20 protein-coding genes are annotated in these 22,308 nt (G+C 64.0%); 13 read left to right on the top strand and 7 right to left on the bottom strand.

Going from position 1 to position 22,308, the window contains the following annotated elements; all coding sequences use genetic code 11:
• Positions 1 to 171 precede the first annotated feature (171 nt).
• Both ACI2KG_RS26725 and ACI2KG_RS26730 read right to left on the bottom strand, forming a co-directional pair.
• A complete protein-coding gene (locus ACI2KG_RS26725) occupies positions 172 to 1,368 on the bottom strand; it encodes an aromatic amino acid transaminase (RefSeq protein WP_404663927.1) in 1,197 nt (398 codons plus the stop codon).
• Between the two features lie 290 nt (positions 1,369 to 1,658).
• Entirely contained in the window at positions 1,659 to 2,684 is a 1,026-nt protein-coding gene (locus ACI2KG_RS26730) for an Ldh family oxidoreductase (protein ID WP_404663928.1), read from the bottom strand.
• Between the two features lie 140 nt (positions 2,685 to 2,824).
• Between ACI2KG_RS26730 and ACI2KG_RS26735 the strand changes: the two genes are divergently transcribed.
• The 11 genes from ACI2KG_RS26735 to ACI2KG_RS26785 all read left to right on the top strand — a co-directional run bounded on the left by ACI2KG_RS26735 (position 2,825) and on the right by ACI2KG_RS26785 (position 15,704).
• Positions 2,825 to 3,697: a MurR/RpiR family transcriptional regulator gene (locus tag ACI2KG_RS26735; protein WP_400622724.1), complete on the top strand. Its 873-nt coding sequence runs from the start codon at positions 2,825 to 2,827 to the stop codon at positions 3,695 to 3,697.
• 22 nt (positions 3,698 to 3,719) lie between these two features.
• The gene (locus tag ACI2KG_RS26740; protein WP_201205438.1) at positions 3,720 to 4,472 is read left to right on the top strand and encodes a transporter substrate-binding domain-containing protein; all 753 of its coding nucleotides are present in this window, start codon (positions 3,720 to 3,722) and stop codon (positions 4,470 to 4,472) included.
• A 172-nt stretch (positions 4,473 to 4,644) separates the two neighbouring features.
• The gene (locus tag ACI2KG_RS26745; protein ID WP_404663929.1) at positions 4,645 to 5,364 is read left to right on the top strand and encodes an ABC transporter permease; all 720 of its coding nucleotides are present in this window, start codon (positions 4,645 to 4,647) and stop codon (positions 5,362 to 5,364) included.
• Complete coding sequence (locus ACI2KG_RS26750; RefSeq protein WP_400622728.1) at positions 5,361 to 6,071, top strand: ABC transporter permease; 711 nt, start codon at positions 5,361 to 5,363, stop codon at positions 6,069 to 6,071. Before ACI2KG_RS26745 ends, ACI2KG_RS26750 begins: the two co-directional genes overlap by 4 nt.
• A 16-nt stretch (positions 6,072 to 6,087) precedes the next feature.
• The gene (locus ACI2KG_RS26755) at positions 6,088 to 7,332 is read left to right on the top strand and encodes an FAD-dependent oxidoreductase (RefSeq protein WP_400622730.1); all 1,245 of its coding nucleotides are present in this window, start codon (positions 6,088 to 6,090) and stop codon (positions 7,330 to 7,332) included.
• Between the two features lie 22 nt (positions 7,333 to 7,354).
• Positions 7,355 to 8,137, top strand: a complete 783-nt coding sequence (locus ACI2KG_RS26760; protein WP_346646368.1) for an amino acid ABC transporter ATP-binding protein — start codon at positions 7,355 to 7,357, stop codon at positions 8,135 to 8,137.
• 373 nt (positions 8,138 to 8,510) lie between these two features.
• The gene (locus tag ACI2KG_RS26765; RefSeq protein WP_404663930.1) at positions 8,511 to 9,314 is read left to right on the top strand and encodes a gamma-glutamyl-gamma-aminobutyrate hydrolase family protein; all 804 of its coding nucleotides are present in this window, start codon (positions 8,511 to 8,513) and stop codon (positions 9,312 to 9,314) included.
• Positions 9,315 to 9,912: 598 nt separating this feature from the next.
• Positions 9,913 to 10,824: a 5-dehydro-4-deoxyglucarate dehydratase gene (kdgD, locus tag ACI2KG_RS26770; protein WP_201204802.1), complete on the top strand. Its 912-nt coding sequence runs from the start codon at positions 9,913 to 9,915 to the stop codon at positions 10,822 to 10,824.
• 104 nt (positions 10,825 to 10,928) lie between these two features.
• Positions 10,929 to 12,290: an MFS transporter gene (locus ACI2KG_RS26775; RefSeq protein ID WP_404663931.1), complete on the top strand. Its 1,362-nt coding sequence runs from the start codon at positions 10,929 to 10,931 to the stop codon at positions 12,288 to 12,290.
• Positions 12,291 to 12,368: 78 nt separating this feature from the next.
• Positions 12,369 to 13,922 (top strand): galactarate dehydratase, encoded by a 1,554-nt coding sequence (gene garD, locus ACI2KG_RS26780; protein WP_404663932.1) that lies wholly within the window; start codon positions 12,369 to 12,371, stop codon positions 13,920 to 13,922.
• 201 nt (positions 13,923 to 14,123) lie between these two features.
• Complete coding sequence (locus tag ACI2KG_RS26785) at positions 14,124 to 15,704, top strand: aldehyde dehydrogenase (NADP(+)) (protein ID WP_404663933.1); 1,581 nt, start codon at positions 14,124 to 14,126, stop codon at positions 15,702 to 15,704.
• Between the two features lie 138 nt (positions 15,705 to 15,842).
• Here the strand turns inward: ACI2KG_RS26785 and ACI2KG_RS26790 are convergent, their stop codons facing one another.
• A complete protein-coding gene (locus ACI2KG_RS26790; protein ID WP_400622741.1) occupies positions 15,843 to 16,592 on the bottom strand; it encodes a FadR/GntR family transcriptional regulator in 750 nt (249 codons plus the stop codon).
• Between the two features lie 227 nt (positions 16,593 to 16,819).
• On the opposite strand from ACI2KG_RS26790, the gene ACI2KG_RS26795 reads away from it, so the two are divergent.
• Positions 16,820 to 17,149, top strand: a complete 330-nt coding sequence (locus tag ACI2KG_RS26795) for a hypothetical protein (RefSeq protein ID WP_201204830.1) — start codon at positions 16,820 to 16,822, stop codon at positions 17,147 to 17,149.
• A 57-nt stretch (positions 17,150 to 17,206) separates the two neighbouring features.
• Here the strand turns inward: ACI2KG_RS26795 and ACI2KG_RS26800 are convergent, their stop codons facing one another.
• The 3 genes from ACI2KG_RS26800 to ACI2KG_RS26810 all read right to left on the bottom strand — a co-directional run bounded on the left by ACI2KG_RS26800 (position 17,207) and on the right by ACI2KG_RS26810 (position 20,449).
• Positions 17,207 to 18,127, bottom strand: a complete 921-nt coding sequence (locus tag ACI2KG_RS26800; protein WP_404663934.1) for a LysR family transcriptional regulator — start codon at positions 18,125 to 18,127, stop codon at positions 17,207 to 17,209.
• 27 nt (positions 18,128 to 18,154) lie between these two features.
• Positions 18,155 to 19,129: a quinone oxidoreductase family protein gene (locus tag ACI2KG_RS26805; protein ID WP_404663935.1), complete on the bottom strand. Its 975-nt coding sequence runs from the start codon at positions 19,127 to 19,129 to the stop codon at positions 18,155 to 18,157.
• Between the two features lie 105 nt (positions 19,130 to 19,234).
• A complete protein-coding gene (locus tag ACI2KG_RS26810) occupies positions 19,235 to 20,449 on the bottom strand; it encodes a YeeE/YedE family protein (RefSeq protein WP_404663936.1) in 1,215 nt (404 codons plus the stop codon).
• Positions 20,450 to 20,825: 376 nt separating this feature from the next.
• On the opposite strand from ACI2KG_RS26810, the gene ACI2KG_RS26815 reads away from it, so the two are divergent.
• The gene (locus ACI2KG_RS26815; protein WP_404663937.1) at positions 20,826 to 21,734 is read left to right on the top strand and encodes a LysR family transcriptional regulator; all 909 of its coding nucleotides are present in this window, start codon (positions 20,826 to 20,828) and stop codon (positions 21,732 to 21,734) included.
• Here ACI2KG_RS26815 and ACI2KG_RS26820 read toward each other — a convergent pair whose 3' ends face one another.
• Positions 21,735 to 22,253 (bottom strand): DMT family transporter, encoded by a 519-nt coding sequence (locus ACI2KG_RS26820; protein ID WP_404663938.1) that lies wholly within the window; start codon positions 22,251 to 22,253, stop codon positions 21,735 to 21,737.
• Positions 22,254 to 22,308 lie beyond the last annotated feature (55 nt).

Here is a 22,308-nt window from a genome sequence, read left to right on the forward strand (position 1 = left end):
TCCGAGGGGCGGTTGCACTTGTCTTTACAAGCAGGTTGTCATTGGGGGCTGCTTTGCAGCCCAATCGCCGGCAAGCCGGCTCCCACACCGACCGCGACCACTTGGGCCATGCGCTGTTCCTGTGGGAGCTGGCTTGCCGGCGATTGGGCCGCAAAGCGGCCCCGCACGGTCTTACTTCTGAACGGCAGCGAATGCTTCGGCAACCCGTTGCAGGTTGGCCGGGCGCAGGCCGGACATGCAGACGCGGCCGCTGTCGATCAGGTACACGCCGAACTCGTCACGCAGGCGACGCACCTGCTCAACGCTGAAGCCGGTGTAGCTGAACATGCCGCGCTGGCGCAGGAAGAACTGGAAGTCCTGACCTGGCAGCAGCACGGCCAGGGCATCGACCAGCGCTTGGCGCATGTCGAGGATACGCTTGCGCATCACTTCGACTTCCTCGGCCCACTGGGCATTCAGGCCGGCATCGCCGAGCACGCCAGCCACCAGCTGAGCACCGAAGTTGGGCGGGCTGGAGTAGTTGCGGCGTACGGTGGCCTTGAGCTGGCCGAGCACGCTCTGCGCGGTGGCGGCGTCATCGCAGACCACCGACAGGCCGCCTACGCGTTCACCATACAGCGAGAAGATTTTCGAGAACGAGTTGCTGACCAGGCACGGCACGCCGGCGCGGGCCATTTCGCGGATGGCGTAGGCGTCTTCCACCAAGCCTTCGGCAAAGCCCTGGTAGGCGATGTCGAGGAACGGGATAAGTTGGCGGGCCTTGACCACTTCAACCACTTGTTGCCACTGGTGTTGTTCCAGGTCGGCGCCGGTGGGGTTGTGGCAGCAGGGGTGCAGCAGCACCACACTGTTGGCCGGCAGGGTCTGCAGGGTGGCCAGCATGCCGTCGAAGTCGACGCCACGGGTGGTCTGGTCGAAGTACGGGTAGGTGTGTACCTTGAAACCGGCACCTTCGAAGATGGCACGGTGGTTGTCCCAGGTCGGGTTGCTGACCCAGACTTCGGACTGCGGGAAGTAGCGCTTGAGGAAGTCGGCACCGACTTTCAGGGCGCCGGAGCCGCCCACGGTCTGTACGGTGGCAACACGGCCGCCGGTCACCGCCGGGTGGTCGGCACCGAACAGCAGCGCCTGGATCGCCTCGCGATAGCTGGCCAGGCCTTCCATCGGCAGGTACAGGGAGGCTTCATGGTCGTGACCTGCGATGCGTTTTTCTACCGCATCCACCGCTGCCAGTTGCGGCACCACGCCGGCTTCATCGTAATACAGGCCGATGCTCAGGTTGACCTTGTCGGCGCGCGGGTCGGCCTTGAAGGTTTCCATCAACGAGAGGATCGGGTCGCCGGCATAGGCATCGACATGTTTGAACACAGCGTGCAGCTCCTTGGATCAGGACGGTACGAAAAGTCAGCCCTGAGCATACCCGGAGAGCGGGCTCAGGAACATCCACTATTGTGCAAGGTTGTCTATGCAACATTGCATGGCCAGATTATCTGTAGCCTGCCTGGCCTTGTAGGAGCGGCCTTGTGTCGCGAAAGGGCTGCGCAGCAGCCCCAGCAACATGTGCACCTGCACTGAAATCCTGGGGCCGCTTTGCGGCCCATCGCGACACAAGGCCGCTCCTACACAGACCGCGCAGGGCTTCCAGGAGCGCATGGCAGTCAGCCAAGCAACGCTTTCAGGCCCTGCAACTCCTGCTCGGTCACTGCCACCCCCTCCTCCTCGGCCACTTCCCGCTCACGATAGCGCCGCTCACCCGGCATGCGCGTCAGCCCCACCGCCTGCATCTGCTCCACCAGCGCGCGGCTGCGCTGGGCAAAGCGCTCGCCCTCGGCCTTGCTCGGGTCGATGACGATGATCAACTGCCCGGTCCACGGCGTCTTCGCCCCCGGATGCCCGGACCAGTCGAACTCCCAGGAGAAATTACCGCCAGTCAGCGCTGCTGCCAGCAACTCGACCATCATCGATAGCGCCGAGCCCTTGTGCCCGCCAAATGGCAGCAAAGCGCCCCCTTCCAGAATCGCCTTGGGCTCGGTGGTCGGCTCACCATTGGCATCCACGCCCATGCCTTCCGGCAACTGCTGGCCGGCACGCGCGGCAATCTGTACGTCGCCGTGGGCCATGGCGCTGGTGGCCATGTCGAAGACGATCGGGTCATGTTCAGCGCAAGGCGCCGCAAAGGCGATCGGGTTGGTACCAAACAGCGGCTTGCGTGCCCCATGGGGCACTACGCAGGTCATGCTGTTGACCACGCTCAGTGCCACCAGGCCTTCATCGGCGAAGGGCTCCACATCCGGCCAAAGCGCCGCGAAGTGGTGCGAGTTATGGATCGCCAGCACGGCAATACCGGCATTGCGGGCCTTGGCTACCAGCAGGGCGCGGGCCGCAGCCAACGCTGGCTGGGCAAAGCCGCCGGCAGCGTCGACTGAAACATAGCCGGCAGCCACATCGCTGACTGTTGGCGTGGCCTTGCCATCGACCCAGCCGCTGGCCAGGGTCGAAACATAGCCGGGCATACGGAACACCCCATGGCTGTGGGCGCCATCACGCTGGGCGCTGGCGCAGTTGTAGGCCAGCACACGGGCCACGCTGTCGCTGCAACCATGGCGCTGGAAAATGGCCTGCAACAGGCCCTGCAGCTCGGTGAAAGGCACGCGCACGACGGTGCTGGTGGACGGTGCGGACATCTGAAGCTCCTTGTTGATTTTGGAGTGGCTGCAGCGTTGCAACGACAAAAACTTTCCTGCATGTGACAGCAATCTGTCAATTGTTGACTTGATGACAGAAAACATTCATTTTCTTCCCAAGCCTTACCTGGAGCCGCAGCATGAGCCAACCGATCAAGCAACGCCTGGAAAACAGCCTCGAAGGGGCCGCTGCCTCGGGCCGCAAGATCGCCACCTACATGCTCGCCAACCTGCACGAATTGCCGTTCCAGACATCGGCCAGCATTGCTGCCAAGCTGGGCGTCAGCGAATCCAGTGTCGGGCGCTTCTGCCGCTCACTGGGTTATGCCCATCTCAAGGCACTTAAGCAAGACCTGCAGAACGACCTGGGCGATGGCCCATGGCTGGTCGGTGACCGCTTGCAGGACTACCGCCAGAGCCAGGACGCCAGCGACAACGGGGGCAGCCTGGAACTGGAAATCGCCGCCCTGGTGCGCGTGCACGAATACCGCCAGAGCCCGGCCTGGCACAGCGTGGCGCAACGCCTGGCGAGCAAGCCGCGGGTGTTTGTCGCCGGTTTTCAGACCGAGCGCGGCGTGGCCATGTGCATGAGCCACCTGCTGCAGTACCTGCGCGATGGCGTGCAACGGGTCGACCTCAGTGCCGGGCACTTCGGCGAAGTGCTGCTGGGCCGCGCCGAAGACAGCGCCCTGGTGGTGTTCGAGGCACGCCGCTACTCCCGCCACGCCCTGATGCTGTGCCAGAAGGCGCGCGCGGCTGGCATTGCGGTCACCCTGGTGACCGATACCTTCTGTGACTGGGCCGATGCCAATGCCGACGAGGTGTTCCGCATCCCCACCGAGTTCAATCTGTTCTGGGAATCCACCTCGGCGATGCTGTCCTGGGTGCACCTGATGGTCAACGAGGTCTGCAAGAAGCTCGGACCGGATGTTGAAAAACGCTTGGAAGCGACTGCCGCTCTACATAACGAATTCGTCGGCTACACCTCGTGGTCGGCGGGCAAACAACAATAGCAAGAGTGCAATGAGGTGCGAGATGAACAAGTCCATGGCCTTGGTGGGTGCGTGCGCCCTGCTGCTGGCGGGTGCCGCCAGTGCCGAAACCCTGCGCTTCGCCACCGAGGGTGCCTACCCGCCCTTCAACTATGTCGATGCCAATAACCAGTTGCACGGCTTCGACATCGATATCACCCATGCCCTGTGCGAACAGATGAAAGTCGAGTGCACGCTGGTGGCCCAGGACTGGGAAGGTATCATCCCGGCGCTGATGGCGCGCAAATACGACGCAGTGGTGGCGTCGATGATCGACACCGAAGAGCGGCGCAAGAAAATCGCCTTCACCGACCATTACTACCGCACCCCGCTGACCGTTGCTGTGGCCAAGGACAGCAAGATCGACAGCGCCCAGACCGACTTTGTCGGCTACACCGTCGGCGCCCAGTCGTCGTCCACCCAAGCCATTTATGCCGAAGATGTGTACGGCAAGGCCGGTGCCGACGTGAAGCTGTACCCGACCATGGACGAAGCCAACGCCGACCTTGCCGCCGGCCGCCTGGACGGGGTGATTGCCGACAAGTTCCCGCTGCACGAATGGATGAGCAAGAACGGCGGCGACTGCTGCAAGATCCTCGGCGACGTGGCCGAGACCAAGGCCGATGCCGCCATTGCCGTACGCAAGGACGATGAAGCCCTGCGCCAGCGCCTGAATACCGCGCTGCAACAGATCGTGGCCAACGGCACCTACCAGAAGATCGCCAGCAAGTACTTTGCTTTCGATATCTACAACTGACCTTCTGGAAACTGCGCAATCCCTGTAGGAGCGGCCTTGTGTCGCGATAGGGTCGCAAAGCGGCCCCCTGCAATCTGTGCCGCGGCATACATCCTGGGGCTGCTCCGCACCCCAATCGCGACACAAGGCCGCTCCTACAAAGAGACCGCGTTGCCCATCTTAGGGGTTCGTCATGCTCGATCAATTGTCCTTGCTGTCCTTCGCCAGCGGAGGCTGGGGCCAGGCGTTGCTGGCCGGCGCGCTGGTTACCGTTTCGCTGGCCCTGGCCTGCCTACCCATCGGCCTGCCACTGGGCCTGCTGGTCGCCCTGGCGGCGCGCTCGCGCAAACGCCTGCCACGGGCCTGGGCCACCACCTTCTCCACCGTGTTCCGCGGCCTGCCAGAACTGCTGACGCTGCTGATCATCTATTACGGCTGCCAGATCGCCGCGCAGAAGATCCTTGCCGCCGTGGGCTATGAAGGTGAGTTCCTGATCAACACTTTCCTCGCTGCCATGATCGCCTTCAGCCTGGTGTTTGCCGCGTTCTCCAGCGAAATCTGGCTGGCGGCCTTCAAGACACTGCCCAAGGGCCAGCTGGAAGCCTGCTCGGCACTGGGCCTGAACAAGCGCACCGGCTTTTTCAAGGTTGTGCTGCCACAACTGACCCGCATCGCCCTGCCCGGCCTGTCCAACAACTGGCTGTCGCTGCTCAAGGACACTTCGCTGGTGTCGACCATTTCGCTGGTCGACCTGATGCGCCAGACCAACCTGGCGGTCAGCGTGACCAAAGAGCCAATGTTCTTCTATGGCGTCGCCTGCCTGGGCTACCTGCTGTTCGCCGCGCTGTCAGGGCGCGTGTTCGCCTACATCGAGCGACGCAGTAACCGCCACCTGCAAGGAGCACGCGCATGAGCCTCGATCAACTGCTGGCGCTGGTGCTCGACCCCGACCTGCTGGAGCGCTACGGCCCGCGCTTCCTCGACGGCCTGCTGGTAACCGCCAAGCTGGTGGCCATTTCCTTCAGCCTGGGGGCAGTGCTCGGCCTGTTGCTGGCCCTAGCGCGCATGTCACGCAGCGTGCTGCTGCAGCGCATGGCCGCGGGCTACGTGTATTTCTTCCGTGGCTCGCCGCTGCTGGCCCAACTGTTTCTGCTGTACTACGGCCTGGGCTCGCTGAAAGGCTTTTGGCAGGACGTCGGCCTGTGGTGGTTCTTCCGCGAGGCGTGGTTCTGCACCTTGCTGGCGTTCACCCTGAACACCGCGGCCTACCAGGCCGAGATCTTCCGCGGCAGCCTGATGGCCGTTGCCCCAGGCCAGCATGAAGCGGCGCGGGCACTGAACCTGAAGCGTTCGACCACCTTCTTCAAGGTGATCCTGCCGCAGTCGCTGCTGGTAGCGATTGGCCCGCTGGGCAACGAACTGATCCTGATGATCAAGGCCAGCGCGATTGCTTCGCTGGTGACCATCTACGACCTGATGGGCGTAACCAAACTGGCCTTCTCGCGCAGCTTCGACTTCCAGATCTACCTGTGGGCCGCCGTGCTCTACCTGGTGATCGTCGAGCTGGTGCGGCGCCTGCTGAAACACCTGGAAGCCCGCCTGGGCCGCCACCTGAACTGACCGAAGGATACGTTCCATGCATTGCCAGACCCTTGTCCTCGGCGCCGGCATCGTCGGCGTCAGCACCGCCCTGCACCTGCAGGCCCGCGGGCGCCAGGTAACCCTGATCGACCGCGATGAACCGGGCAGCGGCACCAGCCACGGTAACGCCGGGCTGATCGAGCGCTCCAGCGTTATCCCCTATGCCTTCCCGCGGCAATTCGGTGCGCTGCTGCGCTACGGCCTGAACCGCCAGCCTGATGTGCGCTACAACCTCGCGCACCTGCCCAAGGCCGCCCCCTGGTTGTGGCGCTACTGGCGTCAATCGGCCCCCGGGCGCCTGGCCGGCGCTGCCGCCGACATGCTGCCGCTGGTGCAGCGCTGCGTCGAAGAACACGACGCATTGATTGCGGCGGCTGGCCTTGAAGGGCTGGTGCAGGCCAAAGGCTGGATCGAGGTATTCCGCGACCCGGCGCTGTTCGAGCAGGCCAAGGTCGATGCCAAGGGCCTGAGCCGCTACGGCCTGCAGTTTGAGATTCTGGAATGCGGGCAACTGCAGGCCCGTGAGCATCAGCTGGACGCCACCGTGGTCGGCGGCATTCACTGGCTCGACCCAAAGACCGTGAACAACCCCGGCGCCCTCACCCGCGGCTATGCGGCCCTGTTCCAGCAACGCGGCGGGCAATTCCTGCATGGTGATGCACGCAGCCTGCGCCAGGTTGACGGCAAATGGCAGGTCGACAGCCGCCGTGGCCCGATCACTGCCGACGACGTCGTGGCCTGCCTTGGCCCGCAATCGGCCGACCTGTTCAGCGGCTTGGGTTATCAGATCCCGCTGGCGATCAAGCGCGGCTACCACATGCACTACAGCACCCGTGACGGCGCGCAGCTGGAGCACTCGATCTGCGACACCCAGGGCGGCTACGTGCTGGCGCCGATGGCGCGCGGTGTGCGCCTGACCACAGGCATCGAGTTCGACACCGCCAGCGCGCCGGGCAACCAGATTCAGCTGGGCCGCTGCGAGGCCTTGGCGCGCAAGCTGTTCCCGGCCCTGGGTGAACGCCTGGACGACACGCCATGGTTGGGCCGCCGCCCGTGCCTGCCCGACATGCGCCCTGTGATCGGCCCGGCGCCGCGCCACCCGGGGCTGTGGTTCAACTTCGGCCATGCCCATCACGGCCTCACCCTGGGCCCGGTCAGCGGCCGCCTGCTGGCCGAGTTGGTCACCGGCGAACGCCCCTTCACCGACCCCGCGCCCTACAGCGCGACCCGTTTCGACTGAACCCACGCGGGAGAACAACAAGATGACCGCACCACTGAGCCTTGCCACCCTTGCCCCCGAACCCGACCCGCGCCCGGTGCTGATCCGCATCGAAGGCCTGAACAAGCACTACGGCGCGTTCCACGTGCTGCGCGACATCGACTTGCAGGTGCGCGAAGGCGAACGCATCGTACTGTGCGGGCCGTCCGGCTCGGGCAAGTCGACGCTGATCCGCTGCATCAACCGCCTGGAAATCGCCCAACAGGGCAGTATCCAGGTAGACGGCATCGACCTGGCGGCCACCAGCCGCGAGGCGGCGCAGGTGCGCAGCGACATCGGCATGGTGTTCCAGCACTTCAACCTGTTCCCGCACATGAGCGTGCTCGACAACTGCCTGCTGGCCCCTACCAGCGTGCGCGGGCTGTCGCGCAAGGACGCCGAGGAGCGGGCGCGCATGTACCTGAAGAAGGTGGGCATCGAAAGCCAGGCGCACAAATACCCCAGCCAGCTTTCCGGTGGCCAGCAGCAGCGCGTGGCGATTGCCCGGGCACTCTGCATGAAGCCGCGGATCATGCTGTTTGACGAACCGACTTCGGCGTTGGACCCGGAAATGGTCGCCGAGGTGCTGGATGTGCTGGTGCAACTGGCCGGCACGGGCATGACCATGCTCTGCGTTACTCATGAAATGGGCTTTGCCCGGCAGGTGGCCGAGCGGGTGTTGTTCCTTGAGGGCGGGCAGATCATCGAGGACAGCCCGCCGCAGGTGTTCTTCAACCAGCCGCGGACCGAGCGGGCCAAGGGGTTCCTGGCGCAGATACTGCATTGAAACCTGTGCCGGCCTCTTCGCGGCGGTTCATCGAAGCGTCGAACCGCCGCGAAGAGGCCAGCACAGGCACCTCTTCATTGCACCGCTGCAAACACCCAACTGCATCGTTAAATATTATTGACCTTACCCCCCGCCAAACCCACGCCGCCACAGGCCCGCATCGGTTTAACGCCCCATAAACCGGCGCATTCTCCGCTATAAAGTCCGCTTGCGTCGTTTGACATATCGAACGGCTCTGGCAAGCTATCTACAGGCCCCGACCGGAATCGTCACCTCGACGAGCCGGCAGTGCTCGGGGCTACAGGCAGCACTCAAGGCCCCGCGCCGTGCGCCTGCACAACAACGACAGGCTGAACCTGTCCCAAGGTGACATATGTCCAACAGCAACATTGGCAACAAGCAACCTTCCCTGCGCAAACCCGTCGTCCTGATGACCATGGGCAGCCAAGAGCGCAAAGGCCATGACTATCAGGTCATGACCCACAAATACATTACCCCGCTGGTCGAGTTCTCCGATTGCGTCCCGGTGCTGGTGCCCACCTGCTGTGGCACTGAAGACCTCGAGACCTATCTGGACATGGCCGACGGTGTCTACCTGACCGGCGCTGGCAGCAACATCGACCCAGCCCTTTACGGCCAGGAAAACCAGACCCCAGGCAAAGGCCAGGACCAGGACCGCGACCTGTTCGATATTCCGCTGGTCAAGGCGGCGCTCAAGCGTGGCCTGCCTATCTTCGGTATTTGCCGTGGCATGCAGGAAATCAACGTGGCGCTGGGTGGCGACATCTACCAGAAGGTCTACGCCGAGCCAGGTTTCAACGACCACCGGGAAAACCCGGAAGACCCGGTCGAGGTGCAGTACGCACAGGTACACAGCGTGAAGATCAAGCCGGGCAGCTGGCTGCGTGAGACCCTGGGTACCGACGAGATCCGCGTCAACTCGCTGCATGGCCAGGGCCTGCACAAGCTCGGTGCCGGCATCGAGGCCATTGCCCACGCCGAAGATGGCCTGGTCGAAGCCATTCACGCCCCAAGCATCTCGCCGTTCCTGTTCGCCGTGCAGTGGCACCCCGAGTGGCAAGCCGCGAAGAACCCGGATTCGATCAGGATCTTCCAGGCATTCGGCGATGCCTGCCGCGCCCAGGTACGCAAGGCGCAGATCAAGCGCGCTGCCTGACGCTCAGTGTCCTCTGCTTTGATCGCGGGGCGGCGCAAGGCCGCCCCCGTTTCCCCGGTCACCCTCTGCTGGTCCCAGAACACTTCCCGTGGAATCGGGCGGCGGGTTTGTGCCTGTCTCCGCGATCGTTTTTTTCCTTTCCCTCAAGAGATACGATGACTTCCGAGTGGTTGTCGTTAGATTTTCTGCGCCTGTGAGATCGAGCGCCGCCCGCGCGGCGCTTCGCGGCACAAGGCCGCTCCCACATCTGTTTCGGGCCAGTCCATCCTGGAACTTCACCTCTGTCCGCCTTGTTTGTTCCCTTCGATATCGAGGGTTGTACACCTGCTGTTCCTCAATCTGCTGCCGTACACCAAGGGTGCGCGCGCCTATGCCACAGGAATAATTGGCCTGAAACAGATGTGGGAGCGGCCTTGTGCCGCGAAGCGCCGCGCGGGCGGCGCTCGATATCTGCACCAACACAAACCTTGAACCGATCACCTGTGCGCCCACACAAAAATTTTCGGCAAGGGGACTAGTCATCGCACAAGTTGTACGATAACTTACCTCCAACGCAAGACAACACCCTTCACCCAAGCGCCACAGGATGCCAAGAACAATGAATCCACAAGAACTCAAATCCATCCTCTCCCACGGCCTGCTGTCTTTCCCGGTCACCGACTTCAATGCCCAGGGCGACTTCAACCAGGCTGGCTATATCAAGCGCCTGGAATGGCTGGCCCCGTATGGCGCCAGCGCCCTGTTCGCCGCCGGTGGCACCGGTGAGTTCTTCTCCCTGGCCGCCAGTGAATACAGCCAGGTCATCAAGACCGCCGTCGACACCTGCGCCACCTCGGTACCGATCCTCGCCGGCGTGGGTGGTTCCACCCGCCAGGCCATCGAATATGCACAAGAAGCCGAGCGCCTGGGTGCCAAGGGCCTGCTGCTGCTGCCGCACTACCTGACCGAAGCCAGCCAGGACGGTGTTGCCGCCCACGTTGAAGCCGTGTGCAAATCGGTGAAGATCGGCGTGGTGGTGTACAACCGCAACGTCTGCCGCCTGAACGCCGACCTGCTGGAAAAACTGGCCGAACGCTGCCCTAACCTGATCGGCTACAAGGACGGCCTGGGTGATATCGAGCTGATGGTGTCTATCCGCCGCCGCCTGGGCGATCGCTTCAGCTACCTGGGTGGCCTGCCAACCGCCGAAGTGTATGCTGCTGCCTACAAGGCCCTGGGCGTACCGGTCTATTCCTCGGCGGTGTTCAACTTCGTACCGAAGACTGCCATGGACTTCTACAACGCCATCGCCCGCGACGACCACGCTGCCGTGGCCAAGCTGATCGACGATTTCTTCCTGCCATACCTGGACATCCGCAACCGCAAGGCTGGCTATGCCGTGAGCATCGTCAAGGCCGGCGCCAAGCTTGCCGGTTACGACGCAGGCCCGGTGCGTACCCCGCTGACCGACCTCACCGCCGAAGAGTACGAAATGCTCGCCGCGCTGATGGACAAGATGGGCCCGCAGTAAGCGCTGCCCGCGGCCTGCCACATGCCGCGCCCGGAGTGGGCCTGCCCCACTCCGGTTACAATTCGTGAGCCCGCACAAAAATAACTAGTGGGAGTACAACCAGCATGCAAGCGACTAAAAAGACGCATGTGCGCTACCTGATCCTGTTCATGCTGTTTCTGGTGACCACGATCAACTATGCCGACCGCGCTACCATCGCCATCGCAGGCTCCAGCCTGCAGAAAGACCTCGGCATTGACGCCGTAACCCTCGGTTATATCTTCTCCGCCTTCGGATGGGCTTACGTGGCTGGCCAGATTCCTGGTGGCTGGCTGCTCGATCGCTTCGGTTCCAAGAACGTCTACGCCTTCAGCATCTTCACCTGGTCGCTGTTCACCCTGTTGCAGGGGTTTGTCGGCGGCCTTCCGGTAGCTTGGGCAGTCGTGACCCTGTTCACCCTGCGCTTCCTCGTCGGCTTTGCCGAAGCCCCGTCGTTCCCGGGTAACGCCCGTATCGTCGCGGCCTGGTTCCCGACTCAGGAGCGCGGCACCGCCTCGGCCATCTTCAACTCCGCGCAATACTTTGCCACCGCCCTGTTCGCACCGATCATGGGCTGGATCGTGTTCAGCTTCGGCTGGGAGCACGTGTTCGTGGTGATGGGCGCACTGGGCATCATTTTCTCGATGGTGTGGCTGAAGACCATCTACAACCCGCGCCAGCACCCACGCATCAGCCAGGACGAACTCGAACATATCGAGCAGAACGGCGGCCTGGTCGACATGGACCAGAAGCGCGGCAACGATGGCCCGAAATGGGGGTACATCAAGCAACTGCTGACCAGCCGCATGCTGCTGGGCGTATACCTGGGCCAGTACTGCATCAACGCCATCACCTACTTCTTCCTCACCTGGTTCCCGGTGTACCTGGTGCAGGAACGCGGCATGACCATTCTCAAGGCCGGCTTCATCGCCTCGCTGCCGGCGGTATGCGGCTTTATCGGCGGCGTGCTGGGCGGGGTAATCTCGGACTGGCTGCTGCGCCGTGGCAACTCGCTGACGTTTTCGCGCAAGCTGCCGATCGTGTGCGGCCTGATGTTGTCGACCACCATGGTGTTCTGCAACTACGTCGACGCCGAGTGGATGGTGGTCGGTTTCATGACCCTGGCCTTCTTCGGCAAAGGCATCGGCGCGCTGGGCTGGGCGGTAGTGGCAGACACCTCGCCGAAGCAGATCGCCGGCCTTTCGGGCGGCCTGTTCAACACCTTCGGCAACATCGCCTCGATTACCACGCCTATCGTCATCGGCTACATCATCAGCGCCACCGGCTCGTTCAAGTGGGCACTGGTCTATGTAGGCGCCAACGCCCTGGTAGCGGTGTTCAGCTACCTGGTGATCGTCGGCCCGATCAAGCGTATCGAACTGCGCGACGACCCAAAGCCACAGCCTGAGCCTGCCGCCAACGGCGAACTGGCCAGCTCGCGTCACTGAGTGAACACGCCCGCGCCGGCTCGTCCGGTGCGGGCGGATGTACAAAAAGCCTGAGAACCTGACAAGTAGGGCCCAAACATGCAGTTGATCGAACATTCCGACTCGCCCCGCTACGTCCGCCTGCACGACGAAGACAACGTTGTGGTAGTGGTCAACGACGGCGGCCTGGGCGAAGGCGCCCGCTTTGCCGACGGCCTGACCCTGGTCGAAGGCGTGCCGCAAAGCCACAAGGTTGCCACCGTGACCATCGCCAAGGGCGAGCCGGTGCGCCGCTACGGGCAAATCATCGGTTATGCGCTGGAAGACCTGCGCCAGGGCAGCTGGGTACAGGAAAGCCAACTGGCGATGCCCGCTGCCCCGGAGCTGGACAGCCTGCCGCGCTGCGATGCTGTGCCACAGCCACTGCCGCCACTGGAAGGTTTCACCTTCGAAGGCTACCGCAACGCCGACGGCACGGTCGGCACGCGCAATATCCTCGGCATCACCACCACTGTACAGTGCGTGACCGGCGTGCTGGAACACGCGGTCAAGCGCATCCGCAGCGAACTGCTGCCCAAATACCCCAACGTCGATGACGTGGTAGCCATCACCCACAGCTACGGCTGCGGCGTGGCCATCAATGCCCGCGACGCCTATATCCCGATCCGAACCGTGCGCAACCTGGCGCGAAACCCCAACCTGGGCGGCGAAGCGCTGGTCATCAGCCTGGGCTGCGAAAAGCTGCAGGCCGGCCAGGTGATGCACGACAACGACCCGTCGGTAGATCTCAGTGACCCGTGGCTGTACCGCCTGCAGGACGCCAGCCTGGGCTTTGTGGAAATGATCGAGCAGATCATGGAGCTGGCCGAAACCCGCCTGAAGAAACTCGACCAGCGTCGCCGCGAAAGCGTGCCGGCCAGCGAGCTGATCCTCGGCATGCAATGCGGTGGCAGCGACGCCTTTTCGGGCATTACCGCCAACCCGGCGCTGGGGTATGCCGCCGACCTGCTGGTGCGTGCCGGTGCCACCGTACTGTTCTCGGAAGTGACCGAGGTTCGCGACGCCATCTACATGCTGACTTCGCGCGCGGAAAACCAGGCGGTGGCCGACGCGCTGGTACGCGAAATGGACTGGTACGACCGCTACCTGCAGCAAGGCGCCGCCGACCGCAGCGCCAACACCACGCCGGGCAACAAGAAAGGCGGCCTGTCGAACATCGTCGAAAAGTCGCTGGGTTCGATCGTCAAGTCCGGCAGTGGTGCCATCCAGGGCGTACTCGGCCCGGGCGAGCGGGTCAACCGCAAAGGCCTGATCTTCTGCGCGACCCCGGCCAGCGACTTTGTCTGCGGCACCCTGCAGCTGGCTGCCGGCATGAACCTGCACGTGTTCACCACTGGCCGCGGCACGCCATACGGCCTGGCCATGGCGCCAGTGGTCAAGGTATGCACCCGCAGCGAACTGGCCCAGCGCTGGCCTGACCTGATCGACATCGACGCCGGGCGCATCGCCAGCGGCCGCTCGAGCATCGAAGAGCTGGGCTGGGAGCTGTTCCACTACTACCTGGACGTGGCCAGCGGCCGCAAGCAGACCTGGGCCGAACAGCACCGGCTGCATAACGACATCACCCTGTTCAACCCGGCACCGATTACCTGATGCCGGGGGCTTGCCCGATTTTCAAGCGTGTCGCAATCCCTGTGGGAGCGGGTTTACCCGCGAAGCAGGCGACTCGGTGGTTGGCACCGGCTTTGCCGGTGTTCGCGGCGGTTCGACGCCTCGATGAACCCGCTCCCACAGGGTTCGCGCAAGCCCGCTGATAAAGCATTCATCCTTCACCTACCTCTACAGGAGCACCCCATGCCTGAAATCCTCGGCCACAACTTCATCGCCGGCCAGCGCAGTGCCGCTGGCGCACAGCGCCTGCAGAGCCTGGACGCCAGCACCGGCGAAGCCCTGCCTTACAGCTTTGCCCAGGCCACCGAAAGCGAAGTGGACCAGGCCGCCAAGGCGGCTGCCAGCGCCTTCGCCGCGTTCCGCGCGCTGGCCCCGGCGCGCCGCGCCGAGTTCCTCGATGCCATCGCCGCCGAGCTGGACGAACTGGACGATGCTTTCGTCGCCATCGTCTGCCGTGAAACCGCCCTGCCCGCTGCCCGTATCCAGGGCGAGCGCGGCCGCACCAGCGGCCAGATGCGCCTGTTCGCCCAGGTGCTGCGCCGTGGCGACTACCTAGGTGCGCGCATTGACCTGGCCCTGCCTGAGCGCCAACCGCTGCCCCGCGTAGACCTGCGCCAGATGCGCATTGGCGTCGGCCCGGTCGCGGTGTTCGGTGCCAGCAACTTCCCGCTGGCCTTCTCCACTGCCGGTGGCGATACCGCTGCTGCACTGGCCGCCGGTTGCCCGGTCGTGTTCAAGGCGCACAGCGGCCACATGGCCACTGCCGACCTGGTTGGCTGCGCCATCGTGCGTGCCGCCGAGCGTACCGGCATGCCCAACGGTGTGTTCAACATGGTGTTCGGTGGCGGCGTGGGCGAGTGGCTGGTCAAGCACCCGGCCATCCAGGCGGTTGGTTTCACCGGTTCGTTGAAAGGCGGCGATGCCCTGTGCCGCATGGCCGCCGAGCGCCCCCAGCCGATCCCGGTGTTCGCCGAGATGTCCAGCATCAACCCGGTGATCATCCTGCCCGGCGCACTGGCCAAGCGTGGCGAGGCCATTGGCCGTGAGCTGGCCGGGTCGGTGTGCATGGGTGCCGGGCAATTCTGCACCAACCCGGGCCTGGTGATCGGCCTGCAATCGCCCCAGTACAGCCAGCTACTGAGCGAGCTGGGCCAACACCTGAACCAACAGGCCGGCCAGACCATGCTCAATGCCGGCGGCCTGCGCAGCTACGTGGGTGGGCTGGCGCATCTGCACGGTCATGCCGGTATCGAGCACTTGGCCGGCCAGGCTCAGGAAGGCAGCCAGGCCCGTGCCCAGTTGTTCAAGGCCGATGCCCGTTTGCTGATCGAGGCTGATCCGCTGCTGCAGGAAGAGGTATTCGGCCCCACCACCGTGGCCGTGGAAGTGCAGGACAACGATCAATTGCGCGCCGCCTTGCTCGGCCTGCGTGGCCAGTTGACCGCTACCCTGATCGGCGAGCCTGAGGACCTTGAGGCTTTCGCCTGGCTGGTGCCGCTGCTGGAAGAGAAAGTCGGGCGGATTCTGGTCAATGGTTACCCGACCGGTGTGGAAGTGTGTGACGCCATGGTCCACGGCGGCCCGTATCCGGCAACCTCCGATGCGCGTGGCACCTCGGTCGGCACCCTGGCCATCGACCGCTTCCTGCGCCCGGTGTGCTACCAGAACTACCCTCAGGCGCTGCTGCCTGAGGCGCTGCGCGACGGCAACCCGCTGGGGCTGCGGCGGTTGGTGAATGGGCAGTGGAGTGAAAGCGCTCTCTGAGTACGAAAAAGGCTCTGCATACAGGGCCTTTTTTGTCTGTCTCGAGGCATGCGTCGCCTATGAGATCGAGCGCCGCGCGGGCGGCGCTCGATTTATGCCTCACCGCAATAGTCACGGCATGAACCCCTAGGCCCAACCTCAGGCCCCTTGCGCCTCAGCCTCTTCGTGCGCCTGGCGCAAGCGCTCGCGGCTGTTGCTCAGGTGCATGCGCATGGCCATTTTCGCCCCTTCACTGTCACGCCGGGCGATGGCTTCGTAGATTGCTTCATGCTCATGCATCAACCGGCCCATGTAATGCGCCTGGTCATCATGTGCCAACCGCGCAGAATTCAGCCGGGTACGCGGGATGATGCTGGTACCCAGATGGTTGATGATGTCGGCGAAGTAGTGGTTGCCACTGGCCTGAGCGATGCGCAGGTGGAACTGGAAGTCCGCCGACACCGCATCGGTGGCGTGCGCCGCACCTTCGTTGAGCTCGTCCAGCGCCGCACGCATGCCGGCCAGCGCTTCATCACTGCGCCGCTGTGCCGCCAGGCCGGCCGATTCGATCTCCAGGGCAATGCGCAACTCCAGCACCGCCAACACTTCACGCAGGGTGACCACGGTCGCCGGGTCGATACGGAAGCCCCCGGTAGCCGGCGCATCCAGCACGAAGGTACCGATGCCATGACGGGTCTCGACCTGCCCGGCGGCCTGCAGCCGCGAGATCGCCTCACGCACCACCGTGCGGCTGACGCCCTCTTCGGCCATGATCTGCGATTCGGTCGGCAGCTTGTCGCCGCGCTTGAGCTGGCCACTGCGAATACGCTCGGTCAGCACCGTGACCAGTTCCTGGGCCAGACTGCGCGGCTTGCGCCGGGTCCTTGCCTGTACCTGCTGCTCTGTCATTGCCCTGTATTTCACCTTGGAAGACAGCGCTCATCATAGCGCAAGCAGTTGTACGATCACATACTCTCGGTACGGTATTTATCAACCACCCTGAGGTGCCGGGCACGCCCGCGCTGGCCGGCCATCACGGCGTTGCGCATGGCCATGACCTGAGGGCAAATTGCTGGCCCCCAACCGCTGAAAGCGAAGGCAAACTCCGTTTTTCTTCAAATGCTTAGGACAGCAACATGCGCGTACTTCTAGCAACGACGACCGGCTGCCTGCTGGCCACGCTCGCTTTCGGCGCCCAGGCCAGGGCACTGAGCCAGAACGATCGCCACACCTGCGGCTGGGGTGCGCAGATAGCCAGTGAAGCCCAGCAGGCCAAGCTATCCGGGGTAACCCTGTATGCCACACGCAAGAAGCTACAGGTGCGCAAATTCCCCAAGCCATGGATGCGCATGACGGCGTTCGGGATTACCGAGCAGACGTATAACAGCCGTTCAAGGCTGAAGCCTGCGGCGATCAAGCAGACGTACTATGAACAGTGTGTGCAGCATGCGGTAGCCAAACGTTAATTTCTTATTATTCATGACGTTAAAGAAAATAATTAAAGTCAGTTGGAAACTAGTGCATCAGGGCCGCCAAGGGGCGCCGGCCTTGAACCGCGCTTCCAGCCAGGCTTTGAACGCCGCCAATGCGGCCGTGTTGAGACGCGCGGTGGGCCGTACCAGGTAAATGCCCGCCGCAACGTCCAATTGCCATTGCGGCAGCACCCGCACTAAGCGGCCACTGGCCAGGTCCTCGCCCATCAGCCAGTCACCCCCGGCCAGAATCCCTACACCACGGCGCGCCGCTTCCAGCAGCGCTTCGTTGTCGTTGCTTCGCAGGCTGCCCGCCACTTTCACGCTCACCTGTTGCCCGGCACTCATCAGTCGCCATTCAGGAAACGAACGCAAGCCACTGAAACCCAAGCAGTTATGGCTAGTCAAATCGACAGGTTTTACAGGCGTTCCCTGCCGGGCCAGGTAATCAGGCGACGCACACAGGATTCGCACGTGTTCGCACAACTTGCCGGCCACCAACCGATTGTCTGTCAGCTCACCGATACGGATGGCGGCATCGAACCCTTCGCCAATCAGGTCGACAAAGCGGTCTGCATACTCAGCCTCCACCGTCACCTGCGGGTAAGCCAGCACGAAATCTGCCAGCATCCCGCTCAGCCAGCGCCGGCCCATGGCCCCCGGCAACGCCAGGCGCAAGCGCCCGCGCACCGTAACGGCCCCTTCTGTAGCTTCCTGCTCCGCTTCGGCAATCAGCCGGTTAGCCTCGCGCACCTTGGCCACCAACCGCTCGCCCTCATCGGTAAAGCGCAGTTGCCGTGTGCTGCGTTCCACCAGGCGAATACCCAGGCGCGCCTCCAGTGCGCTCAGGCGCTTCGACAGCACCGTGGGGTGACGCTCCAGTTGCCGCCCGGCAGCAGCAAACGAGCCCTGCTCATGCAAGGCCAGCAACGTGGCAAGTTCATCGGCGCGGCGGCTGTCGAAGGCATCCATGGCAAGGCTCGGCAGTGGGATGGGGTATCAGGCAGTGAGGACCAGCGCGCCCTCCGACAGCCCTAGTTCCAGGTCCCCGTGGGCCCTGGCCGCTTCGGCCAGCGGGTAGCGACGCCAGACCCGTGGCTGGATGATACCTTCAGCGACCGCTGCCAGCACATCGGCGGCGCGCTGCTGGTATTCCTTATCTGTGCGGGTGTGCGCCGCCAGCGACGGCCGGGTCAGGTACAGCGAGCCCTTGGCATTGAGCGTGGCGACCTCGATGGCCGCCGGTGCACCGGAGGTGCCGCCGAACGACACCAGCAGACCACGCACCCGCAGGCTGTCCAGCGAGGCCTGCAACGACACCCTGCCCACGCAGTCGTACACCACGTCTACCCCCTGCCCCTGGGTCAGCTCGCGCACCTGGCTGGCCAAGGTTGCCGCGTCAAACACCCGTACATGATGGCAGCCCGCTGCCAGTGCCCGCGCCACGCTTTGCGGGCGCGACACCACACCGATCACCGTCGCCCCCAAGTGACGCGCCCAAGGCGCCATCAGTTGGCCCAAGGCACCGGCCGCGCCGTACAGCAGGACCTGGGTGCCCGGCCCTACCGCATAGGTGGTTTTCAACAGGTACTGCGCCGTGATGCCCTTGAACAGCACCGCTGCGGCGGCCTCGTCATCCAATTGTGGCGGCAGCCTGACCAGGCGCTCGGCCGGGAACAAGCGGCCACTGGCGTAGGCACCGACTGGCCCCATCGCATAAGCGACCCGGTCGCCCACCTGCACACTGTGTACCCCTTCGCCAATCGCCGTAACCCGGCCTGCACCTTCCAGGCCCAGGCCGGACGGCAAAGCCAGCGGTGCGCCGCCCTTGCGTTGCAACACGTCCAGCGGGTTCACGCCCATGGCGGTCTGCTCCAGCCAGACCTGGCCCGGCCCTGGAGGCTGTACTTGTAGGTGTTCAAGCTGCATGACAGCGGCGGTGCCGGTGCTGTCGAGAATGATGCGGGTAGCCATGATCGAATCCTGCTGGATGGTGTTCCAGTCAGGCTAATCAGGTAGAAGAAACTGAACAATCAGACGGGATGCAGATGATTCCTGCACCCCTTGCAGCTATCAGCCTCAGCAGCCGGTCAACACCGCAGGGCGTCGCTCACCCGCAAAAAACAGCGGTCGCAGGCGCACGCCAATCAGGTTGCCTGCATAGGCTGCCACCAGCCACAACCAGCCATGCACACTACCCGAGGCGATGCCGCTGAAGTACGCACCAATGTTGCAGCCATAGGCCAAGCGCGAACCGTAGCCCAGCAGCAGGCCGCCGATCACCGCCGCTACCAGCGACGGCAGCGGGATCTTCAGGCTTGGCGCAAAGCGCCCGGCCAGGCCAGCCGCCAGCAGCGCGCCGAGCACGATGCCCAGGTCCATGACCGTGGTGATGTCCAGCCACAGCGGCGCGGCCAGGGCCTTGGCATTGGCCGGTGCCTGCCAGAATACCCAGCTGCCGACCTCCACACCCAGGCTGTTGAGGGCCTTCGCGCCCCACAAGGCGAAAGCCGAAGTAATGCCCCATGGTCGCCCTGCCAGTGCCAGCGTCGCGTAGTTCAGCAGCGCCAGGGCGATGGCGCCCCACAGCAACGGCCAAGGGCCACGCAAGAAGCGGCGCAGGCCCTGGTGCGCGCTGTCAACCGGCGCCTCCAGCGTGCCATGCCGGCGCTTCTCCAGCATCACAGTGGCCCAGGTGATCAGGCCGAACACGGCCAGGTTCACCAGCAGTGCCGGGCCCACGCCCCAGGCCTGCACGATCGAGGTGGCCGGGAACGACGGCAAGGCGAACCACCAGTCGGCATGATGGGTCGCGCTGACCGAGCCGATGATGAAGAACAGCAGGGTTACCAGCATGCGCGCATTACCCCCGCCTACGGTGAATAGCGTACCCGAGGCACAGCCACCACCCAGTTGCATGCCGATGCCGAATATGAACGCGCCAAACACCACCGAAACACCGGCCGGGGCCACCAGGCCGGTAACCGGGTTGCCGAACAGGCTCCCTGCCGACAGCGCCGGGAAGAACAGCAGCACAGCCAGGGCCAGCATGACCATTTGCGCGCGCAGGCCCGCGCCACGGCGTTCGTTTATAAACACCCGCCAGGCCGACGTGAAGCCGAACGCAGCGTGGTACAAGGTCAGGCCAAGTGCAGCGCCGACCAGTAGCAGCAAGACCTGCTTGAAGCCGGCATTGAGGTTGAGGAACCCGGCACCCGCCAGCAGCAAGGCCAGGGCGATCAGGGGCGCGCCGAGACGACGCGGTTCAGGTGTGGCAGTTGCAGAAAGACCCATCGGACTACTCGGATAACAGTGAAACGGGTGGGGAGTATACCCACAACACCCGACGCGGTCCCTGTGGGAGATCACGCAGAGAATCCTGCCCGCAAGCCTGCCGCATTCGATGTGGGAGCCGCGCTTGCCGGCGATGGGCTGCGCAGCGGCCCCAAAGTCTCAAATCAATCACAATCCTTCAGAATAGTGTGGCCTGTATTGGGGCCGCCCTGCGGCCCATCGCCGGCAAGCCAGGCTCCCACAGATTGGGCGGGGCCAAATCTGTTCCATGAGAGCGGTCCATTGAGCCACAAGGTCGCACCACAAGGACCGCGCAAGGCGAATGCATTTGATAAGCTGATCAATAACAGCAAAAGTGCCCAAGGCCATTCACCCGATGGATGAACTGCGCAAGATCGACCTCAACCTGCTGCTCGCCCTGCATGCCCTGCTCAGCGAAAAGCACGTGACCCGCGCCGCACTGCGCCTGCACCGCAGCCAACCCGCGGTCAGCCATGCCTTGGCACAACTGCGTAAACACTTCGACGACCCTTTGCTGGTACGCCAAGGCGGCAGCATGGTCCTCACCACGCGTGCTCAGGCGCTGGCCCAACCGCTGCAGGATGCCCTCGGCAACCTCAACAACCTGCTGTCGGCCCCACAATTTGAGCCAGCCATGGCCCAACGCCGGTTCCGTCTGTCGCTGTCCGATTACTCCTCGCGCATCATCCTGCCACCCCTGCTGCGCCACGTGCGTCAGGTTGCGCCCGGAATCGACCTGGCCGTCAGCCAGGCCAGCCGCGAAACCATGCTGGCGCAGTTGCTCGACGGCGAACTGGACCTGGCCCTGGGGCTATTCCCCGATCTACCGCAGGACATTACTGCCCAGCCGCTGTTCTCCGACAGCTTCATCAGCGTGGCCGACCGCCAAGTGCTGCCTGCCAGCGGCGGGCTGGCCCTGGATGACTGGCTGGCACGCCCGCACGTATTGATGGCCATGCGCCCCGACGCTTTCGATGAAATCGAGCGGGCGCTGGCCGCCCAAGGCTTGCGCCGCCGTATCGCCCTGGCCTTGCCACACTGGAGCGCAGCCGTCGAGGTGCTGGCCGGTACCGATCTGGTCCTGACAGTGGCCAGTCGCGCAGTGGGATCGTTGCACCAGCACCCCACCCTGCGCCAGTTCACTCCGCCATTGGCCATTCCTTCGTTCGATTACCAGCAGGCCTGGCACAACCGCAAGGACAGCGACCCTGGGCACCACTGGCTACGCGAAACCGTGTGGGCCTGTAGCCAGCCGGGGCGCTGATCAGCCTTCAGGCTGTTTCGCGGCCACTGCGGTGCTGGCCGGCGCCGGTGTCGCCCAGCCCCCTTGCACCAACAACACCCCACACAAGATCAGCGCCACGCCTGCCAGCCGGGCGAGGTTGAGCGGTTTGCCGCCCAGCCCCATCAGCCCGAAGTGGTCGGCGAGTACTGCCGTGATGATTTGCCCCGCCACTACCAGCACCAGAAAACCCGCTGCGCCCAGTTTAGGCGTAAGCGCCGCCGCGCCGGCCACGTACATTGCCCCCAGTACCCCGCCAATCCACAGCCACCAAGGCCCCTGCAGGACCTTGCTCACATCTGGCACTGGCACCCGGAGTATCAGCAGCGCAGCAATCACCACCAGCGAGCTCACCGCCAGCGAAGTGAACGCACCCCACAACCAATGCCCCAGCTCTCGCCCGACCGCGGCATTACCCGCGGCCTGGAACGGCAGTACCGCCCCCGCAAGCAACGCCAGGGCAAAGGGAAGTGCCATAAGGCACAGGGTTTTGCTGAACATGGCATTCCTCCTTCCATTCGACCATTCAGGCAAGCTTCTGAAATTCTCGGCACTT

The organism is Pseudomonas sp. NPDC089407, from assembly GCF_044900445.1.
Taxonomy (GTDB): domain Bacteria; phylum Pseudomonadota; class Gammaproteobacteria; order Pseudomonadales; family Pseudomonadaceae; genus Aquipseudomonas.

Coding starts and splice junctions, on each gene's coding strand:
- ACI2KG_RS26730 (WP_404663928.1), bottom strand. CDS start 2,684: ATGTCCGCACCGTCCACCAGCACCGTCGTGCGCGTGCCTTTCACCGAG.
- ACI2KG_RS26735 (WP_400622724.1), top strand. CDS start 2,825: ATGAGCCAACCGATCAAGCAACGCCTGGAAAACAGCCTCGAAGGGGCC.
- ACI2KG_RS26740 (WP_201205438.1), top strand. CDS start 3,720: ATGAACAAGTCCATGGCCTTGGTGGGTGCGTGCGCCCTGCTGCTGGCG.
- ACI2KG_RS26745 (WP_404663929.1), top strand. CDS start 4,645: ATGCTCGATCAATTGTCCTTGCTGTCCTTCGCCAGCGGAGGCTGGGGC.
- ACI2KG_RS26750 (WP_400622728.1), top strand. CDS start 5,361: ATGAGCCTCGATCAACTGCTGGCGCTGGTGCTCGACCCCGACCTGCTG.
- ACI2KG_RS26755 (WP_400622730.1), top strand. CDS start 6,088: ATGCATTGCCAGACCCTTGTCCTCGGCGCCGGCATCGTCGGCGTCAGC.
- ACI2KG_RS26760 (WP_346646368.1), top strand. CDS start 7,355: ATGACCGCACCACTGAGCCTTGCCACCCTTGCCCCCGAACCCGACCCG.
- ACI2KG_RS26765 (WP_404663930.1), top strand. CDS start 8,511: ATGTCCAACAGCAACATTGGCAACAAGCAACCTTCCCTGCGCAAACCC.
- kdgD (WP_201204802.1), top strand. CDS start 9,913: ATGAATCCACAAGAACTCAAATCCATCCTCTCCCACGGCCTGCTGTCT.
- ACI2KG_RS26775 (WP_404663931.1), top strand. CDS start 10,929: ATGCAAGCGACTAAAAAGACGCATGTGCGCTACCTGATCCTGTTCATG.
- garD (WP_404663932.1), top strand. CDS start 12,369: ATGCAGTTGATCGAACATTCCGACTCGCCCCGCTACGTCCGCCTGCAC.
- ACI2KG_RS26785 (WP_404663933.1), top strand. CDS start 14,124: ATGCCTGAAATCCTCGGCCACAACTTCATCGCCGGCCAGCGCAGTGCC.
- ACI2KG_RS26790 (WP_400622741.1), bottom strand. CDS start 16,592: ATGACAGAGCAGCAGGTACAGGCAAGGACCCGGCGCAAGCCGCGCAGT.
- ACI2KG_RS26795 (WP_201204830.1), top strand. CDS start 16,820: ATGCGCGTACTTCTAGCAACGACGACCGGCTGCCTGCTGGCCACGCTC.
- ACI2KG_RS26800 (WP_404663934.1), bottom strand. CDS start 18,127: ATGGATGCCTTCGACAGCCGCCGCGCCGATGAACTTGCCACGTTGCTG.
- ACI2KG_RS26805 (WP_404663935.1), bottom strand. CDS start 19,129: ATGGCTACCCGCATCATTCTCGACAGCACCGGCACCGCCGCTGTCATG.
- ACI2KG_RS26810 (WP_404663936.1), bottom strand. CDS start 20,449: ATGGGTCTTTCTGCAACTGCCACACCTGAACCGCGTCGTCTCGGCGCG.
- ACI2KG_RS26815 (WP_404663937.1), top strand. CDS start 20,826: ATGGATGAACTGCGCAAGATCGACCTCAACCTGCTGCTCGCCCTGCAT.
- ACI2KG_RS26820 (WP_404663938.1), bottom strand. CDS start 22,253: ATGTTCAGCAAAACCCTGTGCCTTATGGCACTTCCCTTTGCCCTGGCG.